Consider the following 1687-nt stretch of genomic DNA (forward strand, 5'->3'; position numbering starts at 1 on the left):
WTAWTGTCTTTCGGTTGATTGCTGAGTAAATACTTGTTCAAATTTAGCTTCACCAAATTGAATTGAACTTCTATCATCAATCATATAAGCATCTCAATATTTACCAACTTTAACTTCTTTTGTATAAAAATTATCTGCTTTATTATCATTATTCATAAAATAACTTAATTTATATTGATTTAAGTATTCTAACATTCTATTAATATCATAAATGTTTTCACCATCAATTAATTTTCAATAAACATTATTATTTTCATCTTTTTGGTTGTTTATTAAAATCATCAATCGTTAATATATTAATTTTTTCACCTTTATATTTTTGCACTATTTTTAAACTATCTTGTCATTGTGCAATAGTACTTTCCATATTATCAAATATGCGTGAATAACTACCATAATCACTTGGTTTAGCATTATTAGGTTTTCAACCTGTTTCAGTATCAGGAATATATGAACTATAAACATTAAATGGAAATACCATTCAATGGCGATTATCTCTTATGTTTTCTCTRATATCTATTAAAGTATCGTGGGCTTGTCTTCTTAATTCTTCTATAACCCCGGGATTAATTCTACTCATTTTTTAATTCTCCTTAATTTCTGTTCTACCTTGTAAGACATTTTGATTATTACCAGTTTCATCATATTCTAGTAATTTATTATTATGTTCAATTTCTTTTGCGTTTATTTTATCTCAGTATTTTTCAATTTTTTCATAATATTTAGTTGCTTCTAATTCATCAATATTTTCATATTCAGTAATTGCTCTTATTGGTTCCATTGTGCCATTATCTAATCTAGCAGTAATTAATTCATTTTGTCGCATTTGGTCAACTAAACTAGCACTAACAAAATCAAAACCATATTCTCGTTCACCAACACCATCTCATAAACCATAATATTTTAAAACAGTATCAAACATTTTAGTATAATATTGYTTACGATATGCTTGTAAATATGCTTGTTTTTCTAAATCTTTTGTTTTAGTTAATAAAGATTGTGTTTTATTTTGGTCATTATCTGATTTATCACCAAAAGGACTAGAAAAATGACATGCTAAATATACTTGTTCAATAATAGATTTTTGGTCTTCAGTATATGTTTCTAATGTTGGTGTACCTTGTACTACTTGTAAAGATTGTGATAATTGACCATCTACGGCTGATTGACCTGATTGAATAAAAATATCATCAAAAGCATCTTGTAATACTTTTTTATTGCCTTTGTTATAAGCAGTCATTAAATCATCATCTAATACCCCATATCAATGAGTACGATTTGCTCATCTTTCTTTTGATTTAATATTAAAACTATCTTCTAAATCAAATTGTAATTTATAACAATTTGCCATAGTAGGTCAAGGGTTTAATGTAGTTGATGTTGATAAAAATAAAGGATTAGGTTCATTTATCATTTCTCAAAAAGGGACAATACCTAATTTATTTTTAAATTCTTGTACTAAAACAGGTCTAACATCATCTTTAATTTGTGTTTTACTTTGCCCAACGATTACTTCATTATTTTTAGGTCAACCTTTAATAACTATTTTATCTTTGGTACAAATTAAATTTAATATAAATCCACTATCACTTTGATGATAATTTAATCAAATATCAGCGCCTTGTTCAATTTCGTTTATTTTACTTACTCTTGATGTAAAGTTAAATGGGTTAATTCATAAATCAAT

Annotated in this window: 3 protein-coding genes; all 3 read right to left on the reverse strand. The window is 25.7% G+C overall.

What is annotated here, in order from left to right; all coding sequences use genetic code 4:
• On the reverse strand, positions 1-282 hold a 282-nt coding region (locus EHV01_RS05265; RefSeq protein WP_422066540.1), incomplete at its 3' end, for a hypothetical protein.
• Positions 248-580: a hypothetical protein gene (locus tag EHV01_RS05270; RefSeq protein WP_422066541.1), complete on the reverse strand. Its 333-nt coding sequence runs from the start codon at positions 578-580 to the stop codon at positions 248-250. The genes EHV01_RS05270 and EHV01_RS05265, both read right to left, overlap by 35 nt.
• A gap of 3 nt (positions 581-583) precedes the next feature.
• Positions 584-1687 (reverse strand): hypothetical protein (locus tag EHV01_RS05275; protein ID WP_422066542.1); only part of this gene is annotated, 1104 nt, incomplete at its 5' end.

This window comes from Spiroplasma sp. hy2, assembly GCF_044714365.1.
GTDB classification, from domain to species: domain Bacteria; phylum Bacillota_I; class Bacilli_A; order Mycoplasmatales; family Mycoplasmataceae; genus Spiroplasma; species Spiroplasma phoeniceum.